Source organism: Halochromatium sp. (assembly GCF_046541315.1).
In the GTDB taxonomy this organism is placed as follows: domain Bacteria; phylum Pseudomonadota; class Gammaproteobacteria; order Chromatiales; family Chromatiaceae; genus Lamprobacter.
Genome location: NZ_JBKHDN010000118.1, coordinates 1 through 8,677, shown reverse-complemented (window position 1 = coordinate 8,677; position 8,677 = coordinate 1). Strand labels below are relative to the sequence as shown.

Below are 8,677 nucleotides of genomic sequence, written 5' to 3'. Positions count from 1 at the left end.
CTGGACAATGAACACATCCGCACCGGTCTCTCCAAGGAGGCACTCAAGCGCGCCTTCCTCGACAATCTCTTCTATCTGCGCGGTCGCTTCCGCGAGGTGGCGACCGACGACGACCTCTATCAGGCCGCAGCCTACACGGTGCGCGACCGACTGCTCGAGCGCTGGATTCGCTCCTCGCGCCTGTACAAGGAGAGCAGCGCGCGCACGGTCTGCTATCTCTCGGCCGAGTTCCTGCTCGGGCCGCAGCTGGCCAATAACATGATCAACCTCGGCATCACCGAGGTGTTGCACGAGGCCGGCGAGGCGCTTGGGCTGGATTTCGAGCGCATCATCGAGAGCGAGGAGGAACCGGGCCTCGGCAATGGCGGCCTCGGCCGGCTCGCGGCCTGTTACATGGACTCGCTCGCGACGACCCAGATTCCGGCCATCGGCTATGGGATTCGCTACGAGTTCGGCATCTTCGACCAGGTCATCGTCGATGGCTGGCAGGTCGAGAAGGGCGATACCTGGCTGCGTAACGGCAACCCCTGGGAGATCATGCGCCCGAAGCTCGCGTTCCCGGTCGGCTTCGGCGGCTACAGCGAGCAATACACCGACGAGCATGGCGTGATGCGCCAACGCTGGCGGCCCGACCTGCTGGTCAATGGCGTCGCCCACGACACCCCGATCATGGGCTATGGCGTCGACAACGTGAACCTGTTGCGGCTGTGGCGCTCGGAGGCACCGGAATCGTTCAACTTCGGCGCCTTCAACGTCGGCGACTACTATGGCGCCGTGCACGCCAAGATCGAGGCCGAGACCATCTCCAAGGTGCTCTATCCGAACGACGAGCCGGAGGCGGGCAAGGAATTGCGTCTCAAGCAGCAGTTCTTCTTCGTCTCCTGCTCGCTGCAGGACATGATCCGGCTGGAGCTGAACAATGCCGGCACCCTCGAGCGCTTCCAGCAAAAATATGCCATCCAGCTCAACGATACCCATCCGTCGCTGGCGATCGCCGAGCTGATGCGGCTGCTGATGGACGATCACCTGATGACCTGGGACCAGGCCTGGACGATCACTCGCGAGAGCTGTCACTTCACCAACCACACCCTGCTCCCGGAGGCGCTCGAGACCTGGCCGGTCGAGCTGTTCGAGCGCCTGCTGCCGCGCCATCTGGAGATCATCTACGAGATCAACCGGCGCTTCCTCGACGAGGTTCGCGTGCGCTTCTTCGGCGACGAGGGTCGGGTCGCGCGCATGTCGCTGATCGACGAGGCCGGTGGCCGCAAGGTGCGCATGGCGCATCTCGCCGCGGTCGGCAGCCGGGCCATCAACGGCGTCGCCGAATTGCACTCCGAGCTGCTCAAGAGCACGGTGATGAAGGATTTCAACGACCTCTGGCCGGAGCGCTTCCATAACGTCACCAATGGCGTCACGCCGCGCCGCTTCATCGCCGCCAGCAACCCGGAATTGGCGGACCTGATCAGCGAGACCTGCGGCAACGATCAGTGGGTGCGCGATCTGCACTGCCTCCGCCAGCTCGAGCCGCATGCCGAGGACCACGCCCTGCAACAGCGCTGGCGCAAGATCAAGACCGACGCCAAGCGCAAGCTCTCGAACTGGCTCGGCGAGCGCACCGGCTTCGCGCCGGACCCCGAGACCCTGTTCGACGTCCAGGCCAAGCGCATCCATGAATACAAGCGCCAGCACCTGAACCTGCTGCACATCGTCTGGCTCTACGAGCAGATCAAGCAAAACCCGAACATCGAGCTGACCCCGCGCACCTTCATCTTCGGCGGCAAGGCCGCGCCCGGCTACTTCATGGCCAAGCTGATCATCAAGCTGATCAATGCCGTCGGCGCGGTGGTCAACGCCGACCCGCAGGTCAACGGCACGTTGCGCGTCCTGTTCATGCCCGATTTCAACGTCAAGAACGGCCAACGGCTGTATCCGGCCGCCGATCTCTCCGAGCAGATCTCGCTCGCCGGCAAGGAGGCCTCCGGCACCGGCAACATGAAGTTCTCGATGAACGGCGCGCTCACCCTCGGCACCCTCGATGGGGCCAACATCGAGATTCGCGACGAGGTCGGCCACGACAACTTCTTCCTCTTCGGCATGACCGCAGCCGAGGCCCAGCAACAACAGGCCGCCGGCTATCGACCCTGGGAACACTACCAGCAGGATGAGAGGTTACGCTCGGCCATCGACCTGATCAGCTCCGGGCTGTTCTCGCACGGCGACAGCGAATTATTCCGCCCGCTGACCGAGAACCTGATCCATCACGACCCGTTCATGGTGCTCGCCGACTTTCACGACTATCGCGAGCGCCAGCAAGAGATCGACCATGCCTACAAAGACCCGCATCACTGGGATCGGATGTCGATCCTCACCACCACCCGCATGGGTCGGTTCTCGTCCGATCGGTCGATCGCCGACTATGCCGAGCGCATCTGGCAGGTGACCCCAATGCCGGTCGCGCTCAACGAGTCGCCGGATGCCTAAAGCGACCGGAATCGCCATCGCTCTCGTCGATGGCGCCGACTGGCTCGGTGGCCCATCCGCATGAGCGATCCGGGATCCCAGTCGATGCCTTCCGCTTGCCGACCGGCGGCGACCCAGCAGTCCGTCCTCAGCCCCAACTGCCATGATTCGGTCAGGGTCGGTTCCTGGAGCGAGATCCAAGAACTCCTGTTCGCCGAGTCCTGGGTGCCCGAGATCGGCCGTTTCCGCTCCCGCTACGCCTATCGCGGCCTCTCCGATGCCGAGTACCCGCTGGAGACGACCTTGATGCGTCTCGGCGGCAACTACGCGCTGCTCGAACGCCACCTGCTGCGCAATTTCCGCAAGTATGCCCATCGGCGCGTGGTCGAGCGCGACTCGGTTTGGCATTGGCTCTCGGTCGCCCAGCACTATGGGCTGCCGACGCGGCTGATGGACTGGACCTATTCGCCCTTCGCGGCGCTGCACTTCGCGACCGCGCATGTCGACAAGATCCACCGCGATGGCGCCATCTGGGGCGTCAACTATATCGACACCCATCGCATGGCCCCGGAACTGCTGCGCACCCAGCTCGACCTCGAAGGCGCCAATGTGTTCACGGTCGAGATGCTCAGCGAGGCCGTCGGCTCCCTGGCGGCGTTCGACCGGCTCTCGGATACCCCCTTCACGCTCTTCTTCGAGCCACCGTCGATCGACGATCGCATCGTCAATCAGTTTGCCTTCTTCTCCCTGAGTTCGGACCCGACCCTCTCGATGGATCGCTGGCTTGCGGACTACCCCCGGATCTGGCGCCGCATCATCATCCCCGCCGAACTCAAGTGGGAGATCAGGGACAAGCTCGACCAATCCAATATCACCGAGCGCGTCTTCTTTCCCGGCCTCGAAGGCCTCACCACCTGGCTCAAGCGTCACTATAGCCCACGCAGCTGACCCGAGCGCATGGGGTGATCGACTGGCGGGACGCGACTAAGGCCGGCCGTCGGCGGAATCCGCGTGCGCATGCTCGGCGTCCCGACGCAAGCGCCGCTTGGTGTGGCGAAGCCCCAGCCAAGACGCGCCCACCACCAACGGCACCGCCATGCCAATGGCCAGGGTTGCGTTCAGCGACCACCAACCGCCGGCCTCGAAGCCCTTCAGCAGGTAGCCGATCAGCCCCACCCCGTAGTAGCCGATGGCCACCACCGACAGCCCTTCGACCGTCTCTTGCAGGCGCAACTGTAGCTTCGCGCGCCGATCCATCGAATCCAACAGGCTGCGGTTCTGCTCTTGCAGCTCGACCTCGACGCGTGCGCGCAGCAGGGCGGTCAGGCGCGCCGCGCGCTCGGCGAGGTGTTGCTGACGCTGAGCGGTTGCGGTGCAGGTGGCGATCGCCGGCGCCAAACGCACGTCGAGGAACTCGCTCAGGGTCTGCACGCCCTTGATGCGCCTCTCGCGCAATTGCTCGAGCCGCTGTCGCACCACCTGATAATAGGCCTGCGAGGCATCGAAGCGGGTGGCGTTCTCGGCCGCGATCGATTCGATCTCGGCCGCGAGCACGGTGAGTTCCGAAAGCAATTCGCGTTCCGGCGGGAGGGCCCCCGGCAGATCCCCCGTCAGATCCCCATGATGCGCCGGCTCGGCGTTGGCGACGCCGGTCTCATCGCTCGCCCCGTCGCCCGGTTCATTGCCCGTTCCATTGCGCGCCTCATCGTGCTTGCCGCCCGCCATGCGCGCGGCCACCCCGGCCAGACGCTGCTCGGCGTCGCTCAGCAACAATGCCGCCTGACGCGCGGCCGGCAGACCCAACAGCGCCATGGCCCGGTAGGCATTGATCTCGAGCACGCGCTTGATCAAACGCCCCGCCTGTCCCTCCGAGAGGCCGATATCGCGCAGCAGGATATGCCCAAAGCCATCGGCATGAATGCGCAGGTCCGACCAGACCACACCAGCGCCGCCAGACACCTCGGCGCCGATGACCGGGTGACCGCCGAACAGCGCGACCAGCTCATCGAGGGTGCGCTCGGGCATCTCGCTCGACTCCAACGCCAGCTGCACCGCGGTGACTACCTGCCCCGGCAGGTTGCGCAGCCAGACCTGCGGCAGCAAGTCCAGCAGATCCGCGCCGAAGGGCTCGGCGAAGGCGCCCTGTCGACTCAGGGTATAGGTGACGAATTCGGTATGCCGTTCCCAGCGCAACCAGAGCCCGCGGCCAAGATCCGTCGCGAACTGCAAGCCCACAGTGGGCGGTAATTGCACGCCGAAGTGCGCCAGCAGCCGCGCCAGATACTGCTGCTGGCGTCCGCTGCCACGCTCGCCGCAGAGGTAGGCCAGATGCGCCACCCGCACCGGCGCCTGCATCAGGTCGAAGGTGCGCGCGTGCAGTTCGTCGGTGACCACCTCGCGCAGCGGATGCACCGGGAACGGCAAGTCCGAGCCCCGCGAGGAGGGTTCGGGCAGCACGCTCATGATCGGGCCGTCGGTGACGCGGTCGTCAACATCATCAATTCGAGTAGCCATCGAGAGGGGTCTTCTGCGCATCGTCCCTGAGCAGTTCGGCAAAACGGGTGATTTAGTTTAAGCCGTTCCAGCAACATCCGCAGCGTCTGTTTGCGCGCGTCCTTGACGGGCATCGATAGCCTTGGATGTGACCCCATCGCCATCGATCGGCTGCGCCCGCATGGCGCCTATGCGAAGATTGACCAGCCTTCGCCGCGTTCTCGAAGCCAACCCCAATCCCAGACCTCGTTGTTGCCGTGCCCCAAGCATCCACCGATCGCCACCCGACCGCGCCTCAGGCGCCCGCCGCCCATCTCGCTGATGAGGTTGCGGGCGCTTCCCCCCTGTCGCCGCCGTTGCCGCAGCGCCACGGCGAACGCCTGCTCTGGGGGCGGCTCTACGGCGCCGCGCCCGCGCTCGCCATCGCCGAGGCCGCGCGCAAGGCGCGGGCGCCGCTGCTCTGCGTGGTCGCGGATATGCCGGCGGCGGTTCAGCTGAGCGAGGCCCTGCGCTTCTTCCTCGGCGAGCACGAGGAGGCCAGCGCGGTCGACACAGGCGCAGACAAGCCCGGCACCGATCTCGCTCCGGCCGTCCCGGTGCTCGGCTTCCCGGACTGGGAGACCCTGCCCTACGACGTGTTCTCGCCGCTGCCGGAGCTGGTCTCCGAGCGACTGCTGACGCTGCACCGGCTGCCGCAGCTCAAGCGCGGCGTGCTAGTGGTGCCGGTCGGCACCCTCATGCAACGGCTGCCGCCGCCGGATTACGTCGACGCTCAGTCGCTGGTGCTCAGCACCGGCGACCGGCTGGATCTCGAACGCACCCGCGAGCGGCTCACGCACGCCGGCTATCAGTGCGTCTCGCAGGTCATCACCCATGGCGAGTTCGCGGTGCGCGGCGCGCTGCTCGACATCTTCCCGATGGGCGTCCGCGAGCCGTTGCGCATCGACCTGTTCGATGACGAGGTCGAGTCGATCCGCACCTTCGATCCCGACAGCCAGCGCTCGCTCGCCAAGCTCGACCGGGTGCGCCTGCTGCCGGCGCGCGAGTATCCGTTCACCGAGGAGGCGATCGCCGGCTTCCGCCAGCGCTGGCGCGCGAGTATCGACGCCGATCCCAAGGCCAGCCTGATCTACCGCGAGGTCTCCGAGGGCCGCGCGCCGGGCGGGCTCGAATACTACCTGCCGCTGTTCTTCGAGCAGACCGCAACCCTGTTCGACTATCTGCCCACCGGCGCGCTGCTGGTCGAGCCGGAAGGCGCGCGCGCCGCCGCCGAGGCGCGCTTCACCGACATCGGCACCCGCTACGAGCAGCGCCGCCACGATATCGAGCGCCCGCTGCTACCGCCCCAGCGCCTTTATCTGACCCCGGACGAACTTGCCGGCCAGCTCAACGCGCTGCCCGGGGTGCGCTGGCAAAGCGCCGAATGGGCCGAGCGGCGCAAGGGCTTTGCCCAGGTCTGCCACTTCGCCACCGGGCGACCGCCGGCGCTGGCGATCCAGGCCCGCGCGGCTGAGCCCGCCGCGGCGTTGAAGGCGTTTCTGAACGAGACGCCCAAGTCGCCGGCAACCCCGCCCCGACGCGTCCTCTTCGTCGCCGAGAGCACCGGCCGCCGCGAGATGTTGCTCGACAACCTGCGCGGCTTCGGCATCCAGCCGAAGCCCGTGGCGGGCTGGCTCGATTTCCTCGCCGGCACCGCCTCGCTCGCGGTGACCGTCGCGCCGCTGGAGGAGCCGCTACTGCTGCCGGCCAGCGCCGATCGGCCCGCGCTGGCGCTGCTCACCGAGACCCAGCTCTATGGCGAGCGCGTGCGCCAGGAGCGCCGGCACAAGGTCCGCGAGCGCGACGGCGAGGCGGTGGTGCGCAATCTCACCGAGCTGGTCGAGGGCGCCCCGGTGGTGCACGAGGAACACGGCGTCGGTCGCTTCCTCGGGCTACAGACCATCGCTGTCGGCGGCACCGCGGCCGAGTTCCTCGCGCTGGAATATGCCAAGGGCGACAAGCTCTATGTGCCGGTCAGCTCGTTGCATCTGATCTCGCGCTACACCGGTGCCGAGCCCGAGCATGCCCCGCTGCACCGGCTCGGCAGCGATCAGTGGGAGCGCGCCAAGCGCAAGGCCGCCGAGAAGGTCCACGACGTCGCCGCCGAGCTGCTCGACATCTATGCCCGCCGCGCCGCCCGCCAAGGCGTGTCGTTCCCGACCCCAGGGCCGGAGTACGACGCCTTCGCCACCGCCTTCGCCTTCGAGGAAACGCCCGATCAGCAGCGCGCGATCGAGGCCATCCTCAGCGACATGGCCGACCCCAAGCCGATGGACCGCGTGGTCTGCGGCGATGTCGGCTTCGGCAAGACCGAGGTGGCGATGCGCGCCGCCTTCGTCGCCGTCAATGCCGGCAAGCAGGTCGCGCTGCTGGTGCCGACCACCCTGCTCGCCCAGCAGCACTTCCAGAACCTCTCCGACCGCTTCGCCGACTGGCCGATCAAGGTCGAGAGCCTGTCGCGCTTCAAGAGCGCCAAGGAGGTCAAGGGCGTGATCGATGGGCTCGCCGCCGGCACCGTCGACATCGTCGTCGGCACGCACAAGCTGCTGCAAGCCTCGGTCAAGTTCAAGAACCTGGGGCTGGCGATCATCGACGAGGAGCATCGGTTCGGCGTCCGGCACAAGGAGCAGCTGAAGAACCTGCGCGCCGAGGTCGATGTGCTCACGCTGACGGCGACGCCGATCCCGCGCACGCTGAACATGGCGATGGCCGGGATGCGCGATCTCAGCATCATCGCCACGCCGCCGGTCGAGCGCCATCCGATCAAGACCTTCGTCTCGACCTGGAACGACGCGCTGATCCGCGAGGCCTGCCAGCGCGAGATCAACCGCGGCGGCCAGGTCTACTTCCTGCACAACGAGGTCGAGACCATCGAAAACATGGCGCAGAAACTGGAAGCCCTGGTGCCGGAGGCGCGGGTCGAGGTCGCCCACGGGCAGATGCGCGAGAAGGAGTTGGAGCGGGTGATGCGCGACTTCTACCATCGCCGCTTCAACCTGCTGGTCTGCACCACCATCGTCGAATCCGGCATCGACGTGCCGAGCGCCAACACCATCGTCATCCATCGCGCCGACAAGCTGGGCCTGGCGCAGCTGCATCAGCTGCGCGGACGGGTCGGGCGCTCGCACCATCGGGCTTATGCCTATCTGATCACGCCGCCGCCGAAGAGCATGACCGCCGACGCGAAGAAGCGGCTGGAGGCGATCGAGTCGTTGGAGGACCTCGGCGCCGGCTTCACGCTGGCGACGCACGATCTGGAGATCCGCGGTGCCGGTGAACTCTTGGGCGAGGAGCAATCGGGCCAGATCCACGAGATCGGCTTCACCCTCTACATGGACCTGCTCGAGCGCGCGGTCGAGGCGCTGAAATCCGGCAAGACCCCGGAGCTGGACCGCCCGCTCGATCACGGCGCCGAGATCGACCTGGGCCTGCCCGCGCTGCTGCCGGACGACTACCTGCCCGACGTGCATACCCGGCTGGTCACCTACAAGCGCATCGCCAGCGCCGCCGACCGCGCCGAGCTGAAGGATCTCCAGGTCGAGATGATCGATCGCTTCGGCCTGCTGCCGGAGCCAACCAAGGCGCTGTTCGCGATCACCGAATTGAAGCTCAAGGTCCAACCCTACGGCATCAAAAAGATCGAGGCCGGCCCCAAGGGCGGGCGCATCGTCTTCGGCGAGCAGCC

At 66.7% G+C, this 8,677-nt stretch carries 4 protein-coding genes; 3 read left to right on the top strand and 1 reads right to left on the bottom strand.

The annotated features are described in order from the left end of the window. Together ACLFQI_RS08980 and ACLFQI_RS08975 are read left to right on the top strand one after the other, a co-directional pair. A complete protein-coding gene (locus ACLFQI_RS08980) occupies positions 1-2,481 on the top strand; it encodes a glycogen/starch/alpha-glucan phosphorylase (RefSeq protein ID WP_410758628.1) in 2,481 nt (826 codons plus the stop codon). Positions 2,482-2,565: 84 nt separating this feature from the next. Next, complete coding sequence (locus ACLFQI_RS08975) at positions 2,566-3,408, top strand: FRG domain-containing protein (RefSeq protein ID WP_410758627.1); 843 nt, start codon at positions 2,566-2,568, stop codon at positions 3,406-3,408. Positions 3,409-3,444: 36 nt separating this feature from the next. Here ACLFQI_RS08975 and ACLFQI_RS08970 read toward each other — a convergent pair whose 3' ends face one another. Further along, positions 3,445-4,923 carry a DUF3422 family protein gene (locus ACLFQI_RS08970; RefSeq protein WP_410758631.1) on the bottom strand — a complete coding sequence of 493 codons (1,479 nt, stop codon included), beginning with the start codon at positions 4,921-4,923 and terminating at the stop codon, positions 3,445-3,447. Between the two features lie 374 nt (positions 4,924-5,297). On the opposite strand from ACLFQI_RS08970, the gene mfd reads away from it, so the two are divergent. Continuing rightward, the coding region (gene mfd, locus ACLFQI_RS08965) for a transcription-repair coupling factor (RefSeq protein ID WP_410758629.1) at positions 5,298-8,677 on the top strand (3,380 nt) is incomplete at its 3' end.

Coding starts and splice junctions, on each gene's coding strand:
- ACLFQI_RS08975 (WP_410758627.1), top strand. CDS start 2,566: ATGCCTTCCGCTTGCCGACCGGCGGCGACCCAGCAGTCCGTCCTCAGC.
- ACLFQI_RS08970 (WP_410758631.1), bottom strand. CDS start 4,923: ATGAGCGTGCTGCCCGAACCCTCCTCGCGGGGCTCGGACTTGCCGTTC.